The sequence below is a fragment of the Comamonas humi genome (genome assembly GCF_054782535.1).
In genome coordinates, this window is record NZ_BAAGSH010000002.1 from 89,678 (window position 1) to 114,608 (window position 24,931).

Here is a 24,931-nt window from a genome sequence, read left to right on the forward strand (position 1 = left end):
TGGTCATGGAAGGGGCGCCAGCGCGGCCGGACAGTCGATCTCCAGGTCCAGCAGCATCTGCGCGTAGCACTTGCCCAGCGGGTCCGAGCGTAGGCTGCACGAGCCGCCGCCGCCCAGCGCCTGGCGCAGCACGAAGTTGAAGGCGCCCAGGCCCGGCAGCTCGTAGCGCTGCACCGGCCCCTGCACCAGGTGAGCGAAGTAGTCCCGCACCCGCTCGGCGCTGAGCTGCTCGCGCAGCACCGGCAGCCACTGCGGCGCGCGGGCCATCAGGCCGATGTTGGCGTCGTCGCCCTTGTCACCGCTGCGCCCGTGGGCGATGCGGCCCAGCGCGATGCGCACCGTGGGGCCGGCGGCTGTTATGGCTGCTGCCGGGTCTGCGGGCTGATGCGACACCTCTGGCGCAGAGGTCGAGTCCAGCCCTTGGACCGCCACCGGCGCCGTATCCGCCGAGGCCTGCACCTGCACCGCGACCGCCGCCTTGGGCAGCAGAAAGGACGCGGTGCGGATGATGCTCTGCACGTCGGAGCGGCCGCCGAAATGGCTGCGCGTGCCAGGCCCCATCGAGGTGCCTGCGGACGAGGCCTCCTTCTGCAGAAAGGCCAGCGCGCGCTTGTCGCGGTGGCGGGCGGCGATGCGCAGCACGATCTCGCGGCTCTCGCTCACGCGGCGGTGCGGGCCGTACATGGACTCGGCGCCCAGCAGCTCGACCAGGGTGTCCTCGTAGTCGGCAAAGCCCGCCGCCTGCATCTGCCGGCGCGTGCGTGCCAGCAGCGCATCGGCCGTGCGCTGCGCCTTGGCCAGCGCACGCTGGCCGCGGATGGCCATCATGATGGCGATCTGCCAGCCCTGCTGGTAGGTGGCCGTCACCTTGTAACGGCTGCCGGGCGCGCGGCCGCGAGCGCCCTGCACCCGCACGCGCCCGCCGTCGAGGTCGGTGATATCCACCTGCGTGAAGTCGCAGACCACGTCGGGCAGCTCATAGGCCGCGGGGTCGCCGATCTCGTACAGCAGCTGCTCGCCCGCCGTCTGCCGCGTGACCAGGCCGCCCGCGCCCTCGGGCTGCGACAGCTCGAAGCTGCCGTCGGCCTGCAGCCGCACCAGCGGATAGCCGATATCGGCCCAGTCGGGCACCTGCTCCCAGTCGGTGAACAGGCCGCCGGTGCCCTGCGCGCCGCATTCCACCAGGTGGCCGGCGAGGCTGGCCTGCGCCAGCCGGTCGTAGTCCGTCAGGCGCCAGCCGAACTCGTGGATGGCGATGCCCAGCAGCGTGGCGCTATCCACACAGCGGCCGGTGACCACGATGTCGGCCCCGGCTGCCAGTGCCTGCGCGATGGGCGCCGCGCCCAGGTAAGCATTGGCCGACATCAGCACGGGCAGGCCCTGCGCGGGCTCGTCGCCCCAGGGCTCGAACTGCGGCTGCAGCGCCAGCACGTCGTCGCCGGTGACTATGGCCACCTTCAGCTCCACGCCCTGCTCGCGCGCCAGCGCCAGCAGGGCATCGCGGCAGCCCGCCGGGTTCAGGCCGCCGGCGTTGGAGACCAGGCGTATGCCTTTGGCCTTGATCTCGCGCAGGTGCGGGCCGACGGCCGTGGTGACGAAGTCGGTCGCATAGCCCAGCTCCGGCGCGCGCAGCCTTGCGCGCTGCAGAATGGACATGGTGGTCTCGGCCAGATAGTCGAACACCAGGTACTGCAGCCCCGGCTGGCGCAGCAGCTGCGGCACGGCGATCTGCGAATCGCCCCAGAAGCCCGAGGCGCCACCGATCAACACACTCTTGTCGCTCATGGCGCCTCCTGGTTCTGTTTTTCCTGCTCGCTACCCACTTCCAGCACGGCCTGGCCGGCGTTGAGCTGCTGGCCCACCTGCACATGCAGCCGCGCGACGCGGCCCGCACAGGGCGCGGCCAGCGGCATCTCCATCTTCATGGACTCGATCACCACCAGCGGGTCGCCCTGCGCCACCTGCTGCCCCTCGCCGGCCAGCACCGCGATGACGCGGCCGCTCATGGGCGCGCGCAGCAGCCCGCTGCCCTGCTGGGCGCCGGCGGCCGCGAAGCGCTCCACGCGCTCGAAGACGAAGGCATCCGCGCCGTCCTGCACCCACAGCGGCCCGGCGCCTTGCCGCCAGCAGGCCAGCTCGCGGTAGATGCCATCGACGGCCAGGCCCAGGCGGGCACCGCCCGCCTCGTCGTGCCGGCGCAGATGGGTGATCTGCCAGGTGGCCGTCTGCACGTCCGCATCCGCTGCCGCCTTGCCCGGCACGCGCTCGCTGCACTGCAGCGCCAGCCCGGCGGCACCCGGTGCCAGCGTGCATTGCACCGTCCTGCCATCGGCACCGGCTGTGGTGTCGCGCAGCCATAGCGAGCGCCCGCCCAGGCGCTCGGTGGGCCCGGCCGCCGCAGGCTTGGCCGCGCCACCCAGCACCAGCGCCGCCGCGGCCAGCGCATGGGCCGAGGGCTCGCGCTGCCAGCAGGGCTGCTGCAAGTCCTCCTGCGCCAGGAAGTCGGTGGTCACCTCGCCGGCCGCAAAGCGCGGGTGCCGCAGGCAGCGCGCCAGAAAGCCCAGGTTGGTGCGCACGCCCAGCGCCGTGGTGCGCTCGCAGGCCCGCGCCAGCTGCGCGATGCAGGCCTCGCGGCTCTCGCCCCAGGCCATGAGCTTGGCGACCATGGAGTCGTAGAACGGACTGATCGCCATGCCGCTATGCAGCGCGCTGTCGGTGCGGATGTCGGCGGGCGGGCGCCAGTCGCCCACCGTGCCCACCTGCGGCAGGAAGCCGGCCCAGGGGTCTTCGGCGCACAGGCGCAGCTCGATCGCATGGCCCTTGAGCTTCACGTCCTGCTGGCCGAATGCCAGGGCCTCGCCCAGGGCCACGCGAATCTGCTGCTCCACCAGGTCCAGGCCCGTCACCAGCTCGGTCACGCCGTGCTCCACCTGCAGCCGGGTGTTCATCTCCATGAAGTAGAAGCGCTTCTGGTCGTCGAGCAGGAACTCCAACGTGCCCACGCCGGTGTAGCCGATGGCCTCGCAGGCCTGGCGCGCCACCTGGCCCATGGCCTCGCGCAGTTGGGCGTCCACCGCGGGCGAAGGCGCCTCCTCGATCAGCTTCTGGAAGCGCCGCTGCGTGGAGCAGTCGCGCTCGCCCAGGTGCAGGCAGCGGCCGTGCTCGTCGCACAGCACCTGCACCTCGATGTGCCGGCCGCGCTCGATGGCGCGCTCGATGATGATCTCGTCGGAGCCGAAGGCGCCCGCCGCCTCGGACTGGGCCTGGCGGAACATCTCTGCCAGCTCGCCCGGCTGACGCACCACGCGCATGCCGCGCCCGCCGCCGCCGGCCGCGGCCTTGAGGATGACCGGAAAGCCTATGCGCTCGGCCGCCGCGGCGATCTGCTGCGGCGTGGCGCAGCCCTGCTCGCCGGGCACCGTGGGCACGCCGGCCTGCTGCATGGCCTGCTTGGCCTGGGCCTTGTTGCCCATCAGCGCGATCACCCGCGCCGACGGGCCGACGAAGACCAGGCCCGCATCGGCCACGGCCTGCGCGAACCCGGCGTTCTCGGACAGGAAACCGTAGCCCGGATGGATGGCCTGGGCGCCCGTGCGGCGGCAGGCCTCGATCAGCGCGGCGCCGTTGCGGTAGCTCTGGTCGGCCGGCGTGGGGCCGATGTGCACGGCCAGGTCGGCGGCGCGCACATGGGGGCTGTGCGCGTCGGCGTCGGAATACACGGCCACCGTGCGCAGGCCCATGCGCCGTGCGGTGCGCAGGATGCGCAGGGCGATCTCGCCCCGGTTGGCCACGAGCAGCGTGTCGAAACGCATCATGCTTCCTCTTCAAAAGTTACCCAGGGCGCTCGCCCTGTTCACAAGCTCGGAAACTGGCTTGCCCCATCTGCAGGACGGCCAGCAAGGGCCGCCCCGCAGCAAAGGCCGTCGTCCCCCTTCCAGGGGGAAGGCGCGCAGCGACTCAGGGGGTAGCCCGTTTCGGCAGGATGCCCATGTGCTTGCAGATGATGGTCAGCATGATCTCGTCGGCGCCGCCGCCGATCGAGATCAGGCGCAGGTCGCGCCAGGCGCGCGAGACCTTGTTCTCCCAGGTGAAGCCCATGCCGCCCCAGTACTGCAGGCACGAGTCGGTCACCTCGCGGCACAGGCGCCCGGCCTTGAGCTTGGCCATCGAGGCCAGCTCGGTCATGTCGCCGCCGCCCATGTGCACCTGGGCCGCGCGGTAGATCAGCGAGCGCAGCATCTCCACCTCGGTCTTGAGCTCGGCCAGGCGGAAGTGCACGGCCTGGTTGTCGAGGATGGAGCGGCCGAAGGCCTTGCGCTCGCGCGTGTACTCGATGGTCTCGTTGATGACGTTGGACAGCGCCGTCACGCGCCGCGTGGCGCCGCTCAGGCGCTCTTCCTGGAACTGGCGCATCTGGTAGGTGAAGCCCTTGCCCTCCTCGCCGATGCGGTAGCGCTGCGGCACACGCACCTCGTCGAAAAAGACCTGGGCCGTGTCCGAGGCCCACATGCCCACCTTCTTGATCTTCTGCATGCTGATGCCGGGGCGCAGCTTGCCGTTTTCGCGCAGCGGCAGGCAGATCAGCGACTTGTTGCGGTGCACGTCGCCGTCGCTGGTGTTGGCCAGCAGGCACATCCAGTCGGCCTGGGTGCCGTTGGTGATCCACATCTTCGAGCCGTTGATGACGTAGTCGTCGCCGTCCTTGCGCGCCGTGGTCTTGAGCGAGGCCACGTCCGAGCCCGCGCCCGATTCGGACACGCCCAGGCACACCACCTGGTCGCCCGCCACCGTGGGCTTGAGGAACCGCTCGCGCAGTTCGTCCGAGCCAAAGTGCGTGAGCGCCGGCGTCGCCATGTCGGTCTGCACCGCGATGGCCATGCCCACGCCGCCCGAGCTGATGCCGCCTATGGCCTCGCAGAACGCGATCTCGTAGCTGTAGTCCAGCCCCAGGCCGCCGAACTCCACCGGCTTGTTCACGCCCAGCATGCCGGCCGAGCCCAGCTTCTTGAACACCTCGTGCGCGGGGAAGATCTCGGCCGCCTCCCACTCATCGACATACGGTTCGATCTCGCGCTCGATCAGCTTGCGCACGCTGTCCTGCAGGGCGATGTGCTCGGGTGTCATCATGATTAGGTCTCCTTATGGAAAAAATGAGAGCTGCCAGCGCTTGCCATTCGCCGACTTCAAAACGAAAAGAATTTGAAAACCTTATGCAACAAGCGCTAGCAGCTCACTTTTTAGAATGCTGGCGCTCGCCCGCTACAGCCGCGCCACGCCGAACTGCATGGGCTGCAGCGCCCGGGCTCGGGCCTCGGCCGCGGTGGCCAGGGCCATGCCCAGCCAGGCGCGGGTTTCGCGCGGGTCGATCACGCCGTCGTCCAGCAGCAGGCTGCTGGTGTAGATGGCGCTGGACTGCGACTCGAAGGTGTCGACGATGGCCCGGCTCTCGGCCGCCAGCGCGGGCTCGTCGATGTCCTTGCCGCTGCGCCTGGCGGCGTTCTCGGCCACGGTGCGCATGGTCATCGCGGCCTGCTCGCCGCCCATCACCGCCGTCTTGGCGTTGGGCCAGGCGAACAGCAGGTCGGGCTTGAAGGCACGGCCGCACATGCCATAGTTGCCGGCGCCGTACGAGGCGCCGCACAGCACGGTGAAGCGCGGCACCGGCGCGTTCGACAGCGCCTGGATCAGCTTGGCGCCGTGCTTGATCATGCCGGCCTCCTCGTGCTTGCGGCCGACCATGAAGCCGGTGATGTTCTGCAAAAAGACCAGCGGCCGGCCCAGTTGCACGCACAGCTGGATGAACTGCGCAGCCTTGTTCGAGCCATCGCTGTCCAGCGGGCCGTTGTTGGTCAGGATGCCCACCGCCTGGCCCTCGATGGCCGCGTAGCCGCAGACCGTGGCCGGGCCGAACGCCTCCTTGAAGGCATGGAATTCGGAGCCATCGACCAGGCGCGCGATCACCTCGCGCATGTCCACCGGCGTGCGCATGTCGGCGGGCATCAGGCCGAGCAGCTCGTCGGCGTCGTGCAGCGGCGGCCGCGCGGCCGGCGCCGGCGCGCCCTGCCAGCCTATGCGCTGCAAAATCTCGCGCACCCGCATGATGCCGTCGAGGTCGTTGTCGGCCACGTAGTCGGCCAGGCCCGAGACGGCGGCGTGCATGTCGGCGCCGCCCAGGTCCTCGTCATTGGCCTCCTCGCCGGTCGCGGCCTTGAGCAGCGACGGGCCGGCCAGGTAGGCGTGGGCCTGGCCGCGCACCATCACCACGTAGTCCGACAGGCCCGGCAGGTAGGCACCGCCGGCGGCGGACGAGCCGTGGATCAGCGCCACCACCGGCAGCCCCGCGGCCGACAGCCGCGCCAGGTTGTAGAACATGCCGCCGCCCACGACGAAGCGCTCGACCCGGTACTTGCGCAGGTTGCCGCCGGCGCTCTCCACCAGCTGCACGAAGGGCAGCTTCTGCGCCAGCGCGATCTCCTGCGCGCGGATCAGCTTCTGTCCGGTCAGCGCCTGCATGGCGCCGGCGCTGATGCCCGCGTCGTTCACCGCCACCATGCAGCGCACGCCGCTGATGTGGCCGATGCCCACGATCAGCGCACTGCCCGGCACGCTGGTGGCCGGGTCGGGGTCTTCCAGGCCGCAGTAGCCCGACAGCGTCATCAGCTCGTAGAAGGGCTGGTCCGCGTCCAGCAGGTGCGACAGCCGCTCGCGCGGCAGCAGCTTGCCCTGCGCGTGGAAGTGCCTGGCCGAGCGCGCCGAGCGGTCCACCGCCCGCTGCTCCAGCCGCCTCAGCTCATCGATACGCTCCAGCATGTGCGAGCGGTTGCGCTGGGCGCCGCCCTGCACCTGCCCGGTGCCTTGTCCATCTGCCATCGTGTGCCTCTGCCCATGGATTGATACGGTCCATCATTGCAGAGACGGCGCCCGGGTTCCAACAATTACTTGGGGCGCGATGCATAAGCGATGTTTATGGATCAGGCCGCGGCCGGCTCCGTGCGCAGGATGACGCCGGCCACCAGCTTGCCCGCCTCCCACTGCGGCATGTGGCCGGCCTCGGGCACCAGGTGCAGCGCCACCTGCGGCGGTGCATTGAGCGCATGCTGCCAGGGCACGATGGCATCCTGCCGGCCGTGGATGATGGTGCAGTGGCAGTCGGCCTGCTGCAGGTCGGGGCGGATGTTGATCTGCTGCACCCCGTGGCGCCCCACCGCCGCGCACAGCTCCAGCACGCTGGACTGGCGGGTTTCCAGATTGCGGCGCAGGCCGTCGATGAAGGCCGCCGAAGGCAGCATGCCCGAGGCGGTCAGCTTCTGCAGCTCCCGCTCCAGCGCCTCGTTGGTGCCGGCATGGGCCATGCCCTGGAGAAAGCCCTGCTCGATCTCGGTGCCCAGCCCCACGGGCGCGATCAGGAACAGCTGGCGCACGACGATGCCGGGCCGGCGCTGCACCCGGGCGGCCACCGCCGCGCCGAACGAGTGCCCGATCAGCGTGACCGGCCCCGGGCACTGCGACGCCAGCACTTCCGCCGCCGCGTCCACAATGTCTTCGAAGCGCGTGGCCTGCGACCGGCTGGCGCCGTGGCAGGGCAGGTCCATGGCCACCACGCGCATCCCGGCGTGGCTCAGTGTGTGCGCCAGCGCCGCCCAGGTGTCCATGTCACCGAACATGCCGTGCACCAGGAAGCAGGTGCCGCGCGCCCCTCGGGCCTCCTGCGCAGGCTCCCACACCGCCGCGCGGATGTCGCCGTGGCGCGTCGCCACCCACAACTCGTGCTTGCCCGCATGCGCGGCCGCCCGGGCGAGCACGCGGCCGGCATTGGCCACCGCGGTCTGGTTGGGCGCGGCCTGGATGTCGGCCAGCGTCACCCGGCCCTGCGGTCCCGTGCCTTCGATGGCGTCCACCGCGATGTTCTGCTGCTGCGCCAGCCGGCGCGCGGCCGGCGTGACGAACTGGCGCGCGGACGCCGCGAGGTCGGCATACAGCGCGGGCTGGGGCTGGGCCTGGGCCTGGCGCTCGCCGCGCGGCGGGGCCTCGGCCGCGGCGGCCACGTCCTCGCGCTGCATGGCCGGTGCCGGCTGCGCCTCCTCTGCCAGAGCCTGCTCGACCTCGATGCGGGCAATGGCGGTGTCGGCCTGGATCAGGCCGTCCACCGCGACCAGGTGCGCCACCATCACGCCGCTCTGCGGGGCCGGCACCTCGATGACCGACTTGTCGGTCTCTATCTCCACCAGGATGCGGCCTGCCTCGAAGGCCTCGCCCGGCTGCACAATCCACGCCACCAGGCGTGCGGCATCGATGGCCTCCCCCATGGGAGGAACGACCATGTCTATGGTGCTTGGCATACTGAATCCTTGTTGATGGCCCAGACGGACGTGAACGCGCGCGCCCCGCCAGGCCTGGCGAACGCTCAACCCGCAGGCTGCAGGAACTGGATGAATTCCGTGATCGCGCCCTCGGGCTCGGCCAGGTAGAACACCTTGGTGCGCCCCTGGCGCAGGACCTTGGGCTCCGACACGCACTGGTAGCCGGCCTGCACGGCCTGCTGGTAGACGGCATCCACGTCGCCCACCTCGAAGGCCATGTGGTTGTAGCCCAGGTCGCACTGCCGCCGCGGCTGCATGTCGCCCTGCGGCGTGTAGTACTTGAACAGCTCCACGCGGTACTGTCCGTGGCGCAGCATGGCCCAGCGGATGGTGGCGCCCGGTAGGCCGACCACCTCGCTGAGCGCGGCCTCGCTGCGCTGGTCCATCTCGCCCTCGAGCTCGAAACCCAGGAAGTCGAGGTAGAAGCGCTTGGCCCGCTCGAAGTCGCCCACGCTGACGGCCGTGTGGTGCGCGCAGAGCTTGCTGTCGGTCACTGGCATGCGAGGCTCCTGTCCACGCCCTGGCCCAGGGCCGATCCGCCGCGCCGCGCATCGATGGCGCGCAGCGCCGCCTCCACGGCATCGGCGCCGGCCAGCGCCGCGCGCTCCAGCACCTTGGACACCACGGGCGAGGACTCTGTGCCGCTGACGTGGACGATCTCGTGGTCCAGCCAGTCGAACAGCCGCGACTGCGCCTCGCTCACCACGCGCGAGCCTATCGAGGTGCCGCGCGTGGTCTGCTCGACCACCAACAGGGCGTTGGTGCGCCGCACGCTGGCGCCAATCGTTTCCCAGTCCACGCCCAGGGGGTCGAGCGTGCGCAGGTCGATGACCTCGGCATCGATGCCGGTGCGCTCGGCCACCTCGCAGGCCACGTCCACCATGGTGCCGTAGCCCAGCACCGTGCAGCGCCGGCCGGCGCGCGCGATGCGCGCCTTGCCGATGGGGACGATGTAGTCCCAGTCTTCCTTCGGCACCGCACCCACCTGCTTGAACAGCTCGTTGAACTCGACGATCAGCACCGGATCGCTGCAGCGCATGGCGGCGTTCAGCAGGCCGATGTAGTCGTAGGGGCGGGACGGCGCCAGGATGCGCCAGCCGGGGTACTGGGCGAACAGGCCGCTCGCGTCCATCGAGTGCTGGGAGCCGTAGCCGGTGCCCGCCGTCACGCGGCTGCGCACGACGACGGGCACGGCGAACCGGCCGCCGAACATGTGGCGCACCTTGGCGATCTGGTTGAACAGCTGGTCCGCCGCCACCAGCGCAAAGTCGGGGTACATGATCTCCACCACCGGCCGCATGCCGTTGAGCGCGGCGCCCAGCGCCAGGCCGGTGAAGCCGTTCTCGCAGATCGGCGTGCCGATCAGGCGCTCGGGAAAGTGGTCGCCGATGTCCTTGGTGGCGCCGGCCGTGCCGCCCTTGAGGCGGTGCACATCCTCGCCCAGGATGAAGATGCTGTCGTCGCGCTGCATGTTGCGCAGCATCGCCTGGGCGATCACGTCCTGGAACTTCGCATCCACCAGTGCCGCCGGGTCGGCCGCCTCCAGCTCACGCGCCGGCAGTCCGTCCAGCTCGCTCAGGTCGCCGCGGATGCCGCTCTCCACGCTGGCGGGGTCGGGCCACAACTCGGGCCGGATGCGCTGGGTCTTCTCATCGCCGGAGTTCTCCAGCAGGCGCGACAGCGCGCCGTCGATCAGCGCCTGCGCCCGCTGCTCGATGCGCGCAAGGCCCGCTTCGTCGAGCAGGCCCTGCGCCATCAGCTGCCTGGGGAACACGCGCAGCGGGTCGCGCTCCTGCCAGGCTTCCTCCTCGGACTTCTCGCGGTAGCGGAAGGCGCTGCCCTTGAGCGGCCCCGACTGGTGCAGGAAGCGGTAGGTCTGCGCCTCCAGCAGCACCGGTCCGCCCTGCTTGCGGATCAGGCGCACGGCCTCTTCCATGGCCAGGCGCGCGGCCACCACGTCCATGCCGTCGAACTCGATGGCCGGCACGCCCAGCGACAGGCCGCGCGCGGACAGCCGCGTCTCGCGCGTCTGCTCCGAGACATGGGTGGACACGGCGTAGAGGTTGTTCTCGACGAAGAAGACCGTCGGCGTGTTGTAGAGCGCCGCCAGGTTCATGGCCTCGTATGCGGCCCCGCTCTGCATCGCGCCGTCGCCGAAGAAGGCGACCGAGACGTGCGGGTCGCCGCGCAGCTTGTCGGCAAACGCATAGCCCACAGCGTGCGATGGGTTGCCGCCCACGATGGCGTTGGAGCCGTAGACGCCGGCCTCGGGGTAGCGCAGGTGCATGGAGCCGCCGCGGCCGCCGCAGTAGCCGGGCGTCAGGCCCAGGATCTCGGCATAGGTGCGGTAGACCACCTCGTGGTGCGCCTGGGGCACATCGTCGCTGAGTGGGTTGTAGCCGGCTGCCGTGGCGTGATTCAGCGCCTTGGCGAGGAACTGGTGGTGCATGCGGTGCGTGCCGTTGATCTTGTCGGCCGATGCCAGCATCGACATGGCGCCCACCGCCGCCCCCTCCTGGCCGATGCTCGAATGCGCCGGGCCGTGCAGGATGCCCGCCACGCTCAGCTTGAGCAGCTTTTCCTCGAAGCGGCGTATCAGGGTCATCTGCTCCAGCATCACGAGCAGGTCGCGCGGCGCGATGGATTCCAGGTCGGCGGCGCTGGTGTTGAGGCGCGACCAGGCGGTCTTGGTTTTCAACGGGGTCAAACGGGAAGTCATGAAGGCTTGTCTCCTGGGATGCGATCGATTGAAAGGCGGCGGGGCCGCTCTGTCGGGCTCAGTGCGACTGCCCGCCGCCGGCCTGCGCCTCCTGCGCGCGCAGCAGCTTCCAGATGTGGGTGCGCAGGTGCACGAAGGACTCCTGGTCCATCACGTCCTCGATGCGCTCCAGCGCATCCCAGCGCTCGCGCTCGCGCACTTCCCGCACGTTGATGATTTCCTTGATGTTCCCCGGCCGGCCGGTGAGCACCACGATGCGGTCCGACAGGTAGACGGCCTCCTCGACGCTGTGCGTGATGAAGAGCACCGTGCGGGGGTTGACGCGCGAGAGCTTCACCAGCTCCTCCTGCATCACCACCCGCGTCTGCGCGTCCAGCGCGCCGAAGGGCTCGTCCATCAGCAGCACGGCCGGGTCCAGCGCATAGCTGCGCGCGATGGCCACGCGCTGCTGCATCCCGCCCGAGAGCTGGTGCGGGTAGGCCTTCTCGTATCCGGACAGGCCCATCAGCTGGATGTAGCGGTTCACCACCGCCTCGCGCTGGGACTTGGACTGGCCCTTGCACTTGAGGCCGAAGCCGATGTTCTCGCTCACCGTCTTCCACGGGAACAGCGCAAACTGCTGGAACACCACCGCGCGGTCGGGACCGGGTTTCTCCACCTTCTTGCCGCCGACGCTCACCCGGCCGTCGGAGGGAAACTCCAGCCCCGCGGCCATGCGCATCAGCGTGGTCTTGCCGCAGCCGGACGGCCCTACGATGGAGACGAACTCCTTGTCCCGGACCTCGAAACTCACGCCGTCCAGCGCCAGGAAGCGCTCGCCGCCTCGGCTGAACTCGCGCTCCACCTGCTCGAAATTGATCTGGCTCATCTTGCTGCCTCCATCGTCAGGCCGGAATCACTTGGCGCCTTCGGCCACGAAGGCCCGCAGCTTCGGGTCGTCCTGGATCATCTTCAGGTACTTGTTCGTGATGCTCTTCTGCGGATCGGGCGTGCCCTTGATCATCTTCACGGACACCATGAAATCACCCACCTGATTCCACCACTTCGAAATTTCGGACTGCCCGGATTGACCAGGCGAAAACACTTTCAATTGCTCTTCCAAGTCGTATACAGGGCGATCCCTCATTTCCCTCGTTAGATATTTATCTTCAATTTTTACGCCAATCTTGTCATAAAACTTCTTGAGATAATCTTCGGCTTCCTTGGGATTTTTTTGCTCCCAAGCCACGGCCCTCATGAAAACCGCAAGAAATTTGGCGACCGCCTCTGGATTCTTTTCAGCAAACGTCGGTGTCACAAAGATATAACTGTGTATTGGCAAATTCAAATCCGCACCGCTGCACAGCACCTTGGCATCAATCGTCTCCTCGAGAATATAGGTATTGGGGGCCCATATGCCAGCCGCGTCATATTTCCCACTCACCATGGCGGCATTGATATCGGGTGGTGAGAGATTCACAAGCCGGTATTCACCTTGCTTCAATCCGAATTTTTTCGACAGGCATTCAGTCGCTTGCCAGTGCCCGGTTGAATTGAAAGTGACAGGAATGGTTTGCCCCTTCATTGAAGCCGGGTCCTTCAAGAACTGCTCAGCCTTGTTCTTTGGCGACACCATGGCGATTGCCGCAGATTCACCATCGATCAACGCAATGGTTTGAAGGCCGTACTTGGAAGCACCGAGCACAGATGGAATATTTCCGCTTGCCCCCACATCCCATGAACCCGATGCACCAGCGGCGATGACCAAGGCGCCAGAGGCGAATGTTGAAATCTGTGGCTTGAGCCCGACCTCTTCCCACCATCCTTTTTCGCTCGCCACAAACCATTCAAGAGACCACTTGGCAGGCTGCTGGGCAATTCGGATGGTGAATGGCTCGTTAGTCGATGCCTTTCCTTGGCCCATCGCCGGAGATTGCGCCACTGCGATGCAAAACGTCATCGCGCCCATCGCTTTGAAAAAAGCATTTCTCGTCTTCATCTGGATGTCTCCTTCAATTCATTCCTGCAGAGCGTAGAGTTCTTGCTTGAAGCATGCGCATGCACCAGTCGATGGCAGCTCCAGCAAGCCCGATGGCGATCATTCCGCTCATGACCACCGTTGGTTCCAAATTGCTGCCACCCTTCACGATCATGTAGCCCAGCCCGGTGGAGCCCACGATCAGCTCGGCGCCGATCAGCGACTGCCAGCCAAAGCCCGCCCCCACCCGCATGCCGGCCACGATGTGGGTCAACGCCGCGGGCAGCAGGATCTCGGTGAAGGTCAGCCAGCGCCCCGCGCCCAGCATCTGCCCGGCTTCCAGCAGGTGCTTCTCGATCTGCCGGGCTCCGCGGTAGGCGTTCAGCACGCAGGGGGCAAAGGCGCCGGCAAAGATCACCAGCGTCGGCGACAGGAAGCCGGTGCCGAACCAGAAGATGGCGAAAGGCACCCAGGCAATCGGCGGAATGAAGCGGAAGGCCTCGAAGAGCGGCGCCACCACCCACTCCAGCCGCTTGCTGCGTCCCATGGCCAGCCCCAGCGGCACGCCAACCAACACGGCGATGGAGAAGCTCAGCAGGAATTTCTCCAGGCTGGCCAGCAGGTGCTGCTGCAGCAGCGCGCCCGCATAGGGTTCCTGCGTCAGCTCCGCCATGCGCTGCAGCACGGCCATCGGCCCCGGCAGGAATTTCGGCGAGATCCAGCCCGACGCGCTGAGCGCCGCCCACCCGCCCAGCAAGGTGAGGATGCCGAGCACGGGCATCACCCACACCTCGGCCACCCGGGGCCAATCCTTCGCCCTGGCCTGAACCCTGGTTGCTCGCATGACGTTCACGCCTTCCATGGCATCACCCTCCGTTCGACCTGGGCCAGCAGCACCGACATCAGCATGCCCATCACCGCGATGGCGGCCATGGCCACCAGGATCATTCCGGAGTTGAGATCGACGGTCGCGATGATCAGCACATGCCCCAGCCCCACGAAGGAGCCCACCAGCTCGGCAGCGACCAGCACCATCCAGCAGGCCTGCAGCGAGGTGCGCAAGCCCGTGAAGATCGACGGCAGGGCTCCCGGCAGCACCACGTCCCACAGCATCTGGCGGGCGTTCGCGCCGCTCACGCGGGCCGCCTGGATCAGGTTGGGGTCGATGTTGCGCACGCCGGTATAGGTATTGATCACGGTGGGGGCGAAGGCGGCCAGCCAGATCACGAACACCTTGGCGCTTATGCCCAGGCCGAACCACAGGATGGTCAAAGGGATCCACGCGATGGGCGCGATCGGCCGGATGACCTGGAAGATCGGGTTCACAAAGGCCTCGACCAGGCGGCTACGGCCCATGGACACACCCAGCGGCAGCCCCGTGGCCACTGCCATCGCAAAGCCGCACAGCACCAGCCCCGAGCTGGACAGGATGTGCTGCTGCAGGGTTCCGTCGGCATAACCGTCCTGCACGATCTCCTGCAGCACCTGCCAGGCATCCTGCGGCGAAGGCAATTGCATGGAGCTCAGCAGCTCCCAGGGGCCCGTCACCAGGTACCAGGCCAGCAGCAGGCCCAGCACGGAGGCGGCGCTGACGCTCCAGCGGGCCGAGCCATGGAACCGGCGCGGGCCGCAGAGCCGCCTGCCCTGCGTCGGCGCGGCCTTCGCGGCACCGCCGGATCGGTCTCCGCTGCGTGATCGCAGCAATGGAGGGGGATGGGAGCTCTGCACCTGACTCATACGGAATGGCCTCCTGAAAGTTGACAACTGCGCTCACCCGGCGGCGCCCCTCAGATCCAGGGGCGCCTGGCCATCCCGCTTTTGCCGACCGGGCCAGGCCTTTCGCACTTTCCATTCATCTTTTTGAAAGCGCATACAAATATTAATCCGAACAAAAATTTCATCTACGTCGGTAAAACCCTAAGTGTTTGTCAATACTCTGAAATAGGTATATATTCATTTCATCAAATTTCAGAAATCGCTTTCAAGAAAAATGAAATCCAAGAAAGATCCGGCATCGGGCAACACCCTGCTGGCCATCGCGCAGCGCCATGGGATTTCGTCCGCCACGCTGTCGCGGGTGCTGAACCATCCCGAACAGGTCCGGCCGGAGCTGCGCGCCAAGGCGCTCGCGCTGCTGGCGGAAGCTGGCTACGTGGCCCACGGCGCCGCGCGCTCGCTGGCTTCGCGCAAGACCCGGACCATGGGCGCCCTCATCCCGACCGTGGACAGCGGACTCTTCGCCAAGCTGGTGGACGGCATGCAGCAGGCCATCCACGACCAGGGCTACCAGCTGCTGCTGGCCTGCACCAACTACATTCCGGACCGCGAGGCGAGCGAGGTCCGGGCGCTCATGGAGCGCGGCGTGGACGGCATGATGCTGGTCGGCCGCAGCGGCAACCCGGACATCTACAAGCTGCTCGAATCCAAGGGCATCCCCTTCGTCACGACCTGCCACTTCGACGATACCTTCAGCCACCCCACCCTGGGCTGGGACAACGTGGCGACGGCCGCGCGCATCGCGAACTACCTGGTGGACATCGGCCACCGGCGCCTGGGCGTGATCGCCGGCATCGCGCAGCACAACGACCGCGCCGCCGACCGCCTGCTGGGCTTCACCCGGGCACTCCACCAGCGCGGGCTGGAGCTGCCGCCGCAGTACGTCTTCGAGCGCCCCTACACCGTGCCCGAGGCCCGGCGCGCCATGGCAGCCCTGCTCAAGCTGCCCGAGCCGCCCACGGCCGTCATGTGCGGCAACGACATCCTCGCCTACGGCGCGCTGCAGGAATGCCTGTGGCAGAACCTCAAGGTGCCCGAGCAGATGTCGATCACCGGCTTCGACAACATCGAGATGGCCGCCCACTGCCGCCCCGGCATCACCACCATGAACGTGCCGGCCTTCGAACTCGGCCAGCGCGCCGCACGCATGCTGCTGGCCGCGGATGCCGACACGCCCGTGGAGAGCATCTGCATCGACCTAGAACTGATCGTCCGCGACACCACGGCGCCTCCCGTCGCATGCTGACCGGCGCGCGCCCTACCCGCCCTACCAACCGAAGGAGACCGACCTTGACTCACACGGACCACCGACCCCGCATCTGTTTTCTGGGCCTGGGCGTCATGGGCAACGCCATGCTGCGCAACCTTGTCGCACATGGGTACGACGTAGCGGGCTACGACGTGTCGCCCGCGGCCTACGAGCGGCTCGCCGGGGTCGATTTCCGCCGGGCGGGCTCGCCGGCGGAAGCGGCCCATGGCTGCGAGGTCGTCATCACCATGCTGCCCACCTCGGCGCATGTGCATGAGGCGCTGCTGGGCCCCGACGGCGCAGCACAGGCGCTGGCGCCGGGCCACATGGTGTTCGACATGAGCACGGGCGACCCCGCGGCCGTCGACGAGCTGGCGCAGGAACTCGCCAGCCGCGGCCTGCGCTTCCTGGATGCGCCCGTGGGCCGCACCCCGCAGGAGGCCGCGCAAGGCAAGGCGCTCATCATGGTGGGCGGCAGCCCGGAAGACGCCGCCGAGGCACAGCCCATCTTCGAGGCCATGGCCAACGAGATCATCCACATCGGCCCCGTGGGCTCGGCCATCCGGCTCAAGCTGGTGAACAACTACATGTCCATGGTGACCATGGTGCTCACCGGCGAGGCATTGATGTTCGCGGCCAAGCTGGGGCTGGAGCGCAGCACCGTCGTCAAGGTGCTGTCCAACACCGTGGCCGGCCGCGGACAGCTGCTCACCAACTATCCCCGGAAGGTGCTGGCCGGCGACATCACGCCGGACTTTCCCATCCGCATGGGCTTCAAGGACATCAACCTGGCGATGAACCTGGCCGCGTCCATCGGTGCCCCGCTGGGCCTGGGCGGCTATGCGCGCGAGATGTTCGCGCTGGCCAAGTCCTGGGGGCGGCAGGAGCAGGACTGCACCGCGCTTTTGCTGCTGCTGGAAGACCTGGCGCGCGTGCCGCACCACGCGCCGCCTGCCGCCGCCAACGGCTAGCCGCGGATCAGCGCTTGTCGGCAGCCGCCTGCTTGCGCTGCAGGAAGGCGTTCATGTGGTGCTGGGGCTCGCCGGTCTTGAAGGCTTCGCCGAACTCGGCCACGCTGTCGCCGACGGCGGCGTCCAGCGCCATGCCCTCCCAGCGGCGCAGCAAACGCTTTTGCTGGCGCAGCACCACGGGGCCGATCTCGGCCAGGCCCGCGGCCACTTCCATGATGCGCGCGTCGAGCCGTTCCTGCGGCACGCACTCGTTGATCAGCCCCCACTGCTGGGCCTGCGTCGCGGGGATGTTCTCGCCGGTCAGCAGCAGCCAGGCAGAGCGGGTGGTGCCGATCTGCGCGGGCATCATCGCCGCGTGGATCACCGAGGGGATGCCGACCTTGACCTCGGGCATGCCGACCACGGCGTTGTCGGCCGCGATGCGCAGGTCGCCGGCCATGGCCAGCTCCAGGCCGCCGCCCAGCGTGTGGCCTTCAAGCCGCACGATGACCGGCACGGGAAAGTGCCGCACGGCATTGCACAGGTCGCGCAGCGCGCTGATGAACACGCGGCCGGTGGACGCGGTGAGCGCGGCCAGTTCCTTGATGTCGGCGCCGGCCACAAAGGCGCGCGAGCCCGAGCCGCGCAGCACCAGGCAGTGCAGGCCCTGGTTCTCGGCCAGCTCGCCGATCTGCGCCGTGAGCGCGTGGATCACTGGCGTGCTCAGCACGTTGAGCACGCCGGCGCCGGTGATGGTGAGCACGGCGGTGGTGGGGGTGGGGTAGGTGATCTGGGTGTACATGTTCGGTTTCCGGTGGTGTGGTTTCAGTTCAGCTTCTCGAAGCCGATGTCCTGGATGAGCCTGGCCCAGGCCTGGTTGGAGCGCGCCACGGTGGCGCCGAACTGCTGCGGCGTCTGGAAGTCGACGACCGCGCCCTGCTGCTCTATGGTCTTGACCAGTTCGGGATTCTGCAGCGTCTTCTTCATCGCGTCGCTGAGCTTGCCCAGCACCGCCGCATCGAGCTGCGCCGGCGCGCCCAGGCCGTACCAGGACATGTCGTTCATCGGCTTGAGCCCCACCTCGGCATAGGTGGGCACATTCGGCAGCTGCGGCAGGCGCCTGGGGCTGGACACCGCCAGCGCCCGCAGCTGCTGGCCGGCGATCAGGGCGCCCGACGAAGGCATGTTGTCGAACACCACGTCGATCTGCCGGGCCATCAGGTCGTTGAGTGCCGGGCCCAGGCCCTTGTAGGGCACGTGGGTGATGCGCGTGCCGGTGGTGCTGCCGAACAGCGCGCCGCTCAGGTGGCTCAGGCCGCCGTTGCCGGACGAGCCGTAGTTGAGCTTGCCCGGCGACTGGCGCGCGGCCTCGATCACGTCTTGCGCCGTGCGGTAGGGCGAGTTCGGGCTCACCACCATCACGCCGGGCACGTTGGCGATGTTGGTGATGGGCGTGAATTCCTTGACCGGGTCGTAGGCCGGCTTGGCGTAGACGTTGGGGTTCACCGCGTGCGAGCTTTCCACCATCATCACCAGCGTGTAGCCGTCCGCCGGCTGCTTGGCCGCGTACTGCGAGCCGGTGCTGCCGCCGGCGCCGGGCCGGTTCTCGACGATGACGGACTGGCCCAGCGCCTCGCCAAGGTAGCGCGCCGTGACGCGGGCGATCACGTCGGTGGCGCCGCCCACGGCATAGGGCACGACCAGGCGCACCGGGCGCTCGGGGTAGCCGGCCGCCGGGGCCAGCGAAGGTGTCGCAAAGGCTGCCAGGCTCAGCGCCAGCGACAGCAGGGGTTTGGCACAAGGCATCGGTAGTCTCCTAGGATGGAATGGCGGCGGGGCCGAGCAGCGGCGGCGCGGTGCCGGTGCTGTGGGTGCTTTCGGCGCCGGGCGCCACCATGGGGTTGCGCACCAGCTTCAGCTCGCCCAGCTCGGGGTGCTGCACGGTCTGCAGCATCTGGCGGTGCTGCACCTGCGGGTGGGCGAAGACCTGCTCCAGGTCGTTGATGCTGCCCCACGAGATGCCGTGGGCATCCAGCGCCTGGCCCAGTGGCCGCACCTGCCAGGCCGCGAGCTTGGCGCGCAGCAGCGGGCGCAGCTGGCGGATGTTCGTCAGCCGCCCGGCGTTGGTGGCGAAATCGGCCGACCGGTGCCAGTCGGCCTGCACCAGGCCGCAGAAGGCGGCGAACTGCGTGTCGTTGCCGATGGCGAGGATGATGTAGCCGTCCTCGCAGGCGAAGACCTCGTAGGGCGCCAGGTTCGGGTGCGTGTTGCCTATGCGCCGCGGGCTCTCGCCCGAGACCAAGTAGTTCGCAGCCTGGTTGGCGTTCATCGCCACGGCCACGTCGAGCAGCGCGATGTCGAGGTGCTGGCCTTTACCGGTGCGCCCGCGCTGCACCAGCGCGGCCAGCACGGCGCTGGTGGCGTACATGCCGGTCATCAGGTCGACCACCGCCACGCCGGTGCGCAGCGGGCCCGCGCCGGGCTCGCCGTCCTCGACGCCGGTGTAGCTCATCAGCCCGCCCATGCCCTGGAAGATGTAGTCATAGCCCGGCTTGTGGGCAAAGGGCCCGCTCTGGCCGAAGCCGGTGACCGACAGGTAGATCAGCCGAGGGTTGAGCGCCGCCAGCGCGGCGTAGTCGAGCCCATACTTGGCCAGCGTGCCCACCTTGTAGTTCTCCACCAGCACGTCGGCATCGGCGATCTGGCGCAGCAGCCACTGACGGTCAGCCTCGTTGGCAAAGTCGGCCGTGACCGAATGCTTGCCGCGGTTGCACGACAGGAAATACGCGGCCACCTTCTCGCCGCCGGGCGCCTGCACGAACGGCGGGCCCCAGCCGCGGGTGTCGTCGCCCTGCATGGGGCGCTCGACCTTGAGCACCTGGGCGCCCAGGTCGGCCAGGTTCTGGGTGCACCACGGCCCCGCCAGGATACGCGACAGGTCGACCACGCGCAGCCCTTCCAATGCGCTCGCCAGCATCATGCCTCCTCCGACGCTTGCGCCTGCTGCACGATCCAGGGCGCGGGCACCCAGTGGTCGCCGTGCTGCGCGTGCAGGGCCTGCAGTTTCTCCAGCACCTGCTTCCAGCCCAGCGACCGGGCATGGAACATGGGCCCGCCGCGCCAGGCCGGAAAGCCGTAGCCGTTGACATAGACCACGTCCACGTCGGAGGCGCGCTGCGCGATGCCTTCGTCGACGATGCGCGCACCCTCGTTGACCAGCGCCAGCACGCAGCGCTCGGCGATCTCCTCATCGCTGATGGCGCGCCGCGTGATGCCGGCCTCGCGCGCGCAGTCGGCGATGATGCCGTCCACCACCGGGTCGGGAATCGGCGTGCGGCTGCCCGCCTCGTAGCGGTAGTAGCCCGCGCCGGTCTTCTGGCCGAAGCGGCCCTGCTCGCAGATGCGGTCGGCCACCTGCGAGTAGCGCAGGTGCTGCGGCCGCATGGGCGCCAGGCGCTTGCGCGTGGCCCAGTTGATGTCCATGCCGGCCAGGTCGGCCATGGCCAGCGGCCCCATGGCAAAGCCGAAGCCGGTCATGGCCGCGTCGATCTGCGCGGGCGTGGCGCCCTCTTCCAGCAGAAAGCCGGCCTCGCGCCAGTAGCCGGTGAGCATGCGGTTGCCGACGAAGCCCTCGCACACGCCGACCAGCACCGGGATCTTGCCGATGGCCGCCGCCATGCGCATGCAGCCGGCGATGACTTCGTCCGAAGTGCGCGCGCCGCGCACCACCTCGAGCAGCTTCATCACATGGGCCGGGCTGAAGAAGTGCAGGCCGATCACGTCCTGCGGGCGCTGGGTGACGGCGGCGATCTCGTCGATGTTCAGGCGCGAGGTGTTGGTGGCCAGGATGGCGCCGGGCTTGCAGATGCGGTCGAGCTGCGCGAACACGGCGCGCTTGACCTCCATGTCCTCGAACACGGCCTCGATCACCAGGTCGGCGTCGGCAAAGGCCGCCAGGTCCAGCGTGGGCTGGATGCGCGCTAGGCGCGCCTCGACCTCGGCGGCCGACAGCACGCCCTTGGCGGCCGAGATCTCGTAGTTGCGCCGCACCAGGGCCAGGCCGCGGTCGAGCGCGGCCTGCTCGCGCTCGCACAGCACCACGCCGTAGCCGGCGTTGGCAAAGGCCATGGCGATGCCACCGCCCATGGTGCCCGCGCCCAGGATGGCGACGCTGCGGATGGCGCGCGCCGTGGTGGCGGAGAACTTGGCCGCTTCCTTCTCGGCAAAGAACAGGTGGCGCAGCGCCTTCGACGGCTGGCCGGCGACCAGGCCGTCGAACAGCGCGCGCTCGCGGTCCAGCCCGGCCTCGAACTCCAGCTCGGTCGCGGCCTGCACGCAGTCCACCGCGGTGCGCTGCGCGATGGCGTTGCGCGCCTTGGGGTTCAGCGCCTGGCGCTGGGTGTCGATCTCCGCCGTGCTCATGGCGGCAGGCGGCCGGGCGGCCAGCACCGGGTGCGCCTTGCCGACCTGCTCCAAGGCAAAGGCGATGGCGGCGGCTTCGCGCTCGCCATCGATCACGGCATCGACCAGGCCCAGCGCCAGAGCCTTGCGGGCATCCACCGGCTTGCCCGAGGTGATGAGCTTCAGCGCCGCCGGCGCGCCGATCAGGCGCGGCAGGCGCTGCGTTCCGCCACCGCCGGGCACCAGGCCGAGGTTGACCTCGGGCAGGCCCAGCTGCGCGGCCGCATCGGCGATGCGGTAATGGCAGGCCAGCGCCAGCTCCAGCCCGCCACCCAGCGCCACGCAGTGGATGCAGGCGACCACCGGCTTGGCAGAGGTCTCTATGGTGCGGTTCACCGCGCGCAGCATGGGCTGCGCGGTGGCGGCCGGGGTATTGAACTGGCGGATGTCGGCGCCGCCGCAGAACACCTTGCCGGAGCCCTGCAGCACCACGGCGCGCACCGCCGCGCTGGCCGCGGCGCGCGCCATGCCCTCGGCCAGGCCGCGGCGCACCGTGTCGCCCAGGCCGTTGACGGGCGGGTTGGCTAGCGTGATCAGCGCCACGCCGCCGCGCTCCTCGTAGAGCACGGTGTCGGTCAGGGCGGTGGAAGGGCTTGCGTTAGTCATGGATCAGGAATCAGAAACTATGGAATTGATAGCTGCCGGCGCTTTATGGATGGACATTTCAAATTCAAAACCCTTTGAAATGCTTGCATACCAAGCGCGAGCAGCTCTCTTTTTTGCTTATAGCGACGAGGCCAGGATGGCCGTGGCCTCGCTGGACAGCACGCCGCCGTTGCCATGCACCAGCGCCACCTCGGCGCCGGCCACCTGGCGCGCGGCCTGGGCCTCGGCGCGCAGCTGGGTCACCGCCTCGATGATGAGGAAGATGCTGTACATGCCCGGGTGGATGCACGACAGGCCGCCGCCGTTGGTGTTCATGGCGAAGTCGCCGCCCGGCGCGATGCGCCCGCCCTCGATGAAGGCCCCGCCCTCACCCTTCTTGCAAAAGCCCAGGTCTTCGAGGAACAGGATGGGGTTGATGGTGAAGGCGTCGTACAGCTCGACCACGTCGATGTCGGCCGGCGTCAGCCCTGCCTGCGCAAAGGCCTTGCGGCCCGAGTCCACGGCGGGCGTGACGGTCAGGTCCTCCATGCACGAGATCTGCCGGTGCCAGTGCGCAAAGCCGCTGCCCAGCACATAGATGGGCTTGGCGTGCAGCGCCTTGGCGCGCTGGGCCGAGGTGACGACGATGGCGCCGGCGCCGTCCGTCACCAGGCAGCAATCCAGCGCGGTGAAGGGGTCGGAGATCATCTTGGCGTTGACCACGTCGTCCACCGTCAGCGGCTTTTTCGAGAACGCATCGGGATTGAGTTGCGCCCACTGGCGCGCCGCCACGGCCACCTCGGCTAGCTGCCGACGCGTGGTGCCGTACTGGTACATGTGGCGCGCGGCGGCCAGCGCATAGCTCGACACCGGGTTGAAGGCCTTGTACGGATGCTCGTAGGGCTGCGGGTCGAGCTCGGCGCGCATCTGGTTGATCTTGGAGCTGCTGGGCGCGCTGCGCGGCGTGGCGCCGTAGCAGATCAGCACGTTCTCGCACTCGCCGGCATCGATGGCCATCTGCGCGATCTTCAGGTCGGCGATGAAGGCCGAGCCGCCGAACATGGTGCTGTCGGAGAATTTCGGGCGTATGCCCAGGTACTCGGCCATGCGCATCACCCACCAGGGCGAGGTCAGGCTGGAGGTGATGATGCCGTCGATGTCGCGCTTGGCGAGGCCGCTGCGCGCGATCGCCAGACTGGCCGCCTGCGCGATGATCTCCTGCTCGCTGGCGCCGCCGGCATGGCCCATGCCGGCCAGGCCCGTGCCCAGGATGGCGATAGAACCCCGTGTGCTCATGCTGCTGCTCCTGCTGCTGCGGTGAAGACGAGCAAAGGCGCATCGTCGACGGTGTCTATGCGCGCCTGCACGGCCATGCCGATGCGCACCTGCTCCACCGGCAGGCCGACCACGCGGCTCATCAGCCGCGGGCCTTCGTCCAGGTCGACCAGCACCACGGTGTAGTCATCACCCCCCTTGCGCACGATGGTCACGGAATACACCACGCCCCGGCCCGAAGGTGCCTGCCACGCCAGATCCTGCGAGCCGCAGTGCGGGCACAGCACGCGCGGGTAGAAGTGGAATTTGCCACAGCCCTTGCAGCGCGGGATTTCAAAGCGCCCCTCGGCCAGCGCGCCGAAGTAGCGCTGGTCGCAGGCCTCAGCCGCCACCGATTGCGGCGCACCGCCGTCAATTACCGTCATCGTGCTTCACTCCTCTGCGCTCACGCCGGTCTCTGCGACCACGCGCTTCCATTTGTCCACCTCGGCCGCGACGAAGCTGCGCGTCTGCGCCAGGTCCATCACGCCCAGCGGCTCGCTGTACTGCAGGCGCAGGCGCTCCACCATCTCGGGCGCGTTCATGACCTGGTTGATCTCGCGGTTCAGCTGCGCCAGCACCGGCGCCGGCGTGCCGGCGGGCGCATACAGGCCCAGCCAGGTGTAGACGTCGAAGCCCTTGAAGCCCGATTCCTGCAGCGTCGGCAGCTCGGGGAACAGCTTGCTGCGCTCGGCCGCCATGTTGGCGATGGGCCGCAGGCGGCCCGACGAGATGAAGGCGGACACGCTCATCGAGTCCTGCACGGCCATGGGGATCTGGCCCGCCACCGCGTCGTTCGTGGCCGGCGCCGCGCCCTTGTAGGGCACGTGGGTGAAGTGGTAGCCCGTGAGCTTGCGCAACCACTCGCCGCCCAGGTGGGTGGAGCCGGCCGCGCCCGCGGTGCCGAAGGGCACGCTGGGCTGGGCCTTGGCCCAGTTCAGGAATTCAGGAATGGTCTTGGCCGGCACGCTGGGGTTCACCACGATGAGGTTGGGCGCCTTGGCCAGCACGGCCACCGGCACCAGGCTCTTGAGCGGGTCGTAGCCCACCTTCTTCATCGCCGGCGCGATCACGTAGCCGGTGGCGCCCACCAGCAGGGTGTAGCCGTCAGCATGCTGCTTGGCGACGTATTCCGTGCCCACCTGGCCGGCCACGCCGGGCCGGTTCTCGATGATGAACGGCTGCTTGAGCCGCTCGGAGAGCTCCTTGGCCAGCGCACGGCTGACGATGTCCGTCATGCCGCCCGGCGGAAAGGCCACCACCACGGTCACCGGCTTGGCCGGCCAGGCCGGCGCCTGCGCTACCGCCAGCGGCGGCGCGGCGGCGAGCAGCCCCAGCACCGCCGTACCAACGATGAAACGAATCCTGCCCTGCAGCACCACGGCCATGTCCTGTCTCCTTGTGTTGTCGTCGATTCCGGCCGCATCCAGGCTGGCGATGCGGTCCGCAGGCAGTGTAGGAAGCCATGCGCAGCCGCACCATCCGAAAGATTCGAACGCTGCGTTTGAGGATTTGGAAAGGAGGGAGGCCGCGCCGCGTCAGGCCGGGTCGCGTCAGGCC

20 protein-coding genes are annotated in these 24,931 nt (G+C 68.6%); 2 read left to right on the plus strand and 18 right to left on the minus strand.

Features of this window, described 5'->3' with window-relative positions:
* Positions 1–3: 3 nt before the first annotated feature.
* The 11 genes from ACYVKR_RS00830 to ACYVKR_RS00880 form a co-directional block, all read right to left on the minus strand.
* A complete protein-coding gene (locus ACYVKR_RS00830; RefSeq protein ID WP_460478810.1) occupies positions 4–1,785 on the minus strand; it encodes an acyclic terpene utilization AtuA family protein in 1,782 nt (593 codons plus the stop codon).
* On the minus strand, positions 1,782–3,812 hold the full coding sequence (locus ACYVKR_RS00835; RefSeq protein ID WP_460479116.1) for an acetyl/propionyl/methylcrotonyl-CoA carboxylase subunit alpha: 2,031 nt from the start codon (positions 3,810–3,812) through the stop codon (positions 1,782–1,784). The genes ACYVKR_RS00830 and ACYVKR_RS00835 overlap by 4 nt, the downstream gene beginning before the upstream one ends.
* 145 nt (positions 3,813–3,957) lie before the next feature.
* A complete protein-coding gene (locus ACYVKR_RS00840; protein ID WP_460478811.1) occupies positions 3,958–5,127 on the minus strand; it encodes an acyl-CoA dehydrogenase family protein in 1,170 nt (389 codons plus the stop codon).
* 132 nt (positions 5,128–5,259) lie between these two features.
* The gene (locus tag ACYVKR_RS00845) at positions 5,260–6,870 is read right to left on the minus strand and encodes an acyl-CoA carboxylase subunit beta (protein ID WP_460478812.1); all 1,611 of its coding nucleotides are present in this window, start codon (positions 6,868–6,870) and stop codon (positions 5,260–5,262) included.
* A 101-nt stretch (positions 6,871–6,971) separates the two neighbouring features.
* On the minus strand, positions 6,972–8,339 hold the full coding sequence (locus ACYVKR_RS00850; protein WP_460478813.1) for an alpha/beta hydrolase: 1,368 nt from the start codon (positions 8,337–8,339) through the stop codon (positions 6,972–6,974).
* Between the two features lie 65 nt (positions 8,340–8,404).
* Positions 8,405–8,860 (minus strand): VOC family protein, encoded by a 456-nt coding sequence (locus ACYVKR_RS00855; RefSeq protein WP_460478814.1) that lies wholly within the window; start codon positions 8,858–8,860, stop codon positions 8,405–8,407.
* Complete coding sequence (locus tag ACYVKR_RS00860; RefSeq protein WP_460478815.1) at positions 8,851–11,079, minus strand: alpha-ketoacid dehydrogenase subunit alpha/beta; 2,229 nt, start codon at positions 11,077–11,079, stop codon at positions 8,851–8,853. The genes ACYVKR_RS00855 and ACYVKR_RS00860 overlap by 10 nt, the downstream gene beginning before the upstream one ends.
* 58 nt (positions 11,080–11,137) lie before the next feature.
* Positions 11,138–11,947: an ABC transporter ATP-binding protein gene (locus ACYVKR_RS00865; protein ID WP_460478816.1), complete on the minus strand. Its 810-nt coding sequence runs from the start codon at positions 11,945–11,947 to the stop codon at positions 11,138–11,140.
* Positions 11,948–11,974: 27 nt separating this feature from the next.
* Positions 11,975–13,057 (minus strand): ABC transporter substrate-binding protein, encoded by a 1,083-nt coding sequence (locus ACYVKR_RS00870; RefSeq protein ID WP_460478817.1) that lies wholly within the window; start codon positions 13,055–13,057, stop codon positions 11,975–11,977.
* Positions 13,058–13,070: 13 nt separating this feature from the next.
* A complete protein-coding gene (locus ACYVKR_RS00875; protein ID WP_460478818.1) occupies positions 13,071–13,880 on the minus strand; it encodes an ABC transporter permease in 810 nt (269 codons plus the stop codon).
* 5 nt (positions 13,881–13,885) lie between these two features.
* The gene (locus tag ACYVKR_RS00880) at positions 13,886–14,773 is read right to left on the minus strand and encodes an ABC transporter permease (protein ID WP_460478819.1); all 888 of its coding nucleotides are present in this window, start codon (positions 14,771–14,773) and stop codon (positions 13,886–13,888) included.
* Positions 14,774–15,026: 253 nt separating this feature from the next.
* Between ACYVKR_RS00880 and ACYVKR_RS00885 the strand changes: the two genes are divergently transcribed.
* On the plus strand, positions 15,027–16,058 hold the full coding sequence (locus ACYVKR_RS00885) for a LacI family DNA-binding transcriptional regulator (RefSeq protein ID WP_460478820.1): 1,032 nt from the start codon (positions 15,027–15,029) through the stop codon (positions 16,056–16,058).
* Positions 16,059–16,102: 44 nt separating this feature from the next.
* Positions 16,103–17,032, plus strand: a complete 930-nt coding sequence (locus ACYVKR_RS00890) for an NAD(P)-dependent oxidoreductase (protein WP_460478821.1) — start codon at positions 16,103–16,105, stop codon at positions 17,030–17,032.
* A gap of 7 nt (positions 17,033–17,039) precedes the next feature.
* On the opposite strand, the gene ACYVKR_RS00895 is transcribed toward ACYVKR_RS00890, so the two are convergent.
* The 7 genes from ACYVKR_RS00895 to ACYVKR_RS00925 form a co-directional block, all read right to left on the minus strand.
* Complete coding sequence (locus tag ACYVKR_RS00895; RefSeq protein WP_460478822.1) at positions 17,040–17,813, minus strand: Clp protease/crotonase-like domain-containing protein; 774 nt, start codon at positions 17,811–17,813, stop codon at positions 17,040–17,042.
* Between the two features lie 23 nt (positions 17,814–17,836).
* A complete protein-coding gene (locus ACYVKR_RS00900) occupies positions 17,837–18,817 on the minus strand; it encodes a Bug family tripartite tricarboxylate transporter substrate binding protein (protein ID WP_460478823.1) in 981 nt (326 codons plus the stop codon).
* 10 nt (positions 18,818–18,827) lie between these two features.
* Complete coding sequence (locus ACYVKR_RS00905; RefSeq protein ID WP_460479118.1) at positions 18,828–19,988, minus strand: CaiB/BaiF CoA transferase family protein; 1,161 nt, start codon at positions 19,986–19,988, stop codon at positions 18,828–18,830.
* Positions 19,988–22,078, minus strand: a complete 2,091-nt coding sequence (locus ACYVKR_RS00910; RefSeq protein WP_460478824.1) for a fatty acid beta-oxidation multifunctional protein — start codon at positions 22,076–22,078, stop codon at positions 19,988–19,990. Before ACYVKR_RS00910 ends, ACYVKR_RS00905 begins: the two co-directional genes overlap by 1 nt.
* 117 nt (positions 22,079–22,195) lie before the next feature.
* A complete protein-coding gene (locus ACYVKR_RS00915; RefSeq protein ID WP_460478825.1) occupies positions 22,196–23,353 on the minus strand; it encodes a thiolase in 1,158 nt (385 codons plus the stop codon).
* Positions 23,350–23,757, minus strand: coding sequence for a Zn-ribbon domain-containing OB-fold protein (locus tag ACYVKR_RS00920; RefSeq protein ID WP_460478826.1), 408 nt, complete (start codon positions 23,755–23,757; stop codon positions 23,350–23,352). The genes ACYVKR_RS00915 and ACYVKR_RS00920 overlap by 4 nt, the downstream gene beginning before the upstream one ends.
* A gap of 6 nt (positions 23,758–23,763) precedes the next feature.
* Positions 23,764–24,759: a tripartite tricarboxylate transporter substrate binding protein gene (locus ACYVKR_RS00925; RefSeq protein ID WP_460478827.1), complete on the minus strand. Its 996-nt coding sequence runs from the start codon at positions 24,757–24,759 to the stop codon at positions 23,764–23,766.
* Positions 24,760–24,931: the final 172 nt, after the last annotated feature.

What these genes read in the sequence shown, in the direction of transcription:
- ACYVKR_RS00855 (WP_460478814.1), bottom strand. Translation starts at nt 8,860, where the DNA reads ATGCCAGTGACCGACAGCAAGCTCTGCGCGCACCACACGGCCGTCAGC.
- ACYVKR_RS00830 (WP_460478810.1), bottom strand. Translation starts at nt 1,785, where the DNA reads ATGAGCGACAAGAGTGTGTTGATCGGTGGCGCCTCGGGCTTCTGGGGC.
- ACYVKR_RS00895 (WP_460478822.1), bottom strand. Translation starts at nt 17,813, where the DNA reads ATGTACACCCAGATCACCTACCCCACCCCCACCACCGCCGTGCTCACC.
- ACYVKR_RS00840 (WP_460478811.1), bottom strand. Translation starts at nt 5,127, where the DNA reads ATGATGACACCCGAGCACATCGCCCTGCAGGACAGCGTGCGCAAGCTG.
- ACYVKR_RS00885 (WP_460478820.1), top strand. Translation starts at nt 15,027, where the DNA reads ATGAAATCCAAGAAAGATCCGGCATCGGGCAACACCCTGCTGGCCATC.
- ACYVKR_RS00915 (WP_460478825.1), bottom strand. Translation starts at nt 23,353, where the DNA reads ATGAGCACACGGGGTTCTATCGCCATCCTGGGCACGGGCCTGGCCGGC.
- ACYVKR_RS00875 (WP_460478818.1), bottom strand. Translation starts at nt 13,880, where the DNA reads ATGCGAGCAACCAGGGTTCAGGCCAGGGCGAAGGATTGGCCCCGGGTG.
- ACYVKR_RS00920 (WP_460478826.1), bottom strand. Translation starts at nt 23,757, where the DNA reads ATGACGGTAATTGACGGCGGTGCGCCGCAATCGGTGGCGGCTGAGGCC.
- ACYVKR_RS00910 (WP_460478824.1), bottom strand. Translation starts at nt 22,078, where the DNA reads ATGACTAACGCAAGCCCTTCCACCGCCCTGACCGACACCGTGCTCTAC.
- ACYVKR_RS00835 (WP_460479116.1), bottom strand. Translation starts at nt 3,812, where the DNA reads ATGCGTTTCGACACGCTGCTCGTGGCCAACCGGGGCGAGATCGCCCTG.
- ACYVKR_RS00870 (WP_460478817.1), bottom strand. Translation starts at nt 13,057, where the DNA reads ATGAAGACGAGAAATGCTTTTTTCAAAGCGATGGGCGCGATGACGTTT.
- ACYVKR_RS00850 (WP_460478813.1), bottom strand. Translation starts at nt 8,339, where the DNA reads ATGCCAAGCACCATAGACATGGTCGTTCCTCCCATGGGGGAGGCCATC.
- ACYVKR_RS00925 (WP_460478827.1), bottom strand. Translation starts at nt 24,759, where the DNA reads ATGGCCGTGGTGCTGCAGGGCAGGATTCGTTTCATCGTTGGTACGGCG.
- ACYVKR_RS00845 (WP_460478812.1), bottom strand. Translation starts at nt 6,870, where the DNA reads ATGGCAGATGGACAAGGCACCGGGCAGGTGCAGGGCGGCGCCCAGCGC.
- ACYVKR_RS00900 (WP_460478823.1), bottom strand. Translation starts at nt 18,817, where the DNA reads ATGCCTTGTGCCAAACCCCTGCTGTCGCTGGCGCTGAGCCTGGCAGCC.
- ACYVKR_RS00860 (WP_460478815.1), bottom strand. Translation starts at nt 11,079, where the DNA reads ATGACTTCCCGTTTGACCCCGTTGAAAACCAAGACCGCCTGGTCGCGC.
- ACYVKR_RS00865 (WP_460478816.1), bottom strand. Translation starts at nt 11,947, where the DNA reads ATGAGCCAGATCAATTTCGAGCAGGTGGAGCGCGAGTTCAGCCGAGGC.
- ACYVKR_RS00905 (WP_460479118.1), bottom strand. Translation starts at nt 19,988, where the DNA reads ATGCTGGCGAGCGCATTGGAAGGGCTGCGCGTGGTCGACCTGTCGCGT.
- ACYVKR_RS00880 (WP_460478819.1), bottom strand. Translation starts at nt 14,773, where the DNA reads ATGAGTCAGGTGCAGAGCTCCCATCCCCCTCCATTGCTGCGATCACGC.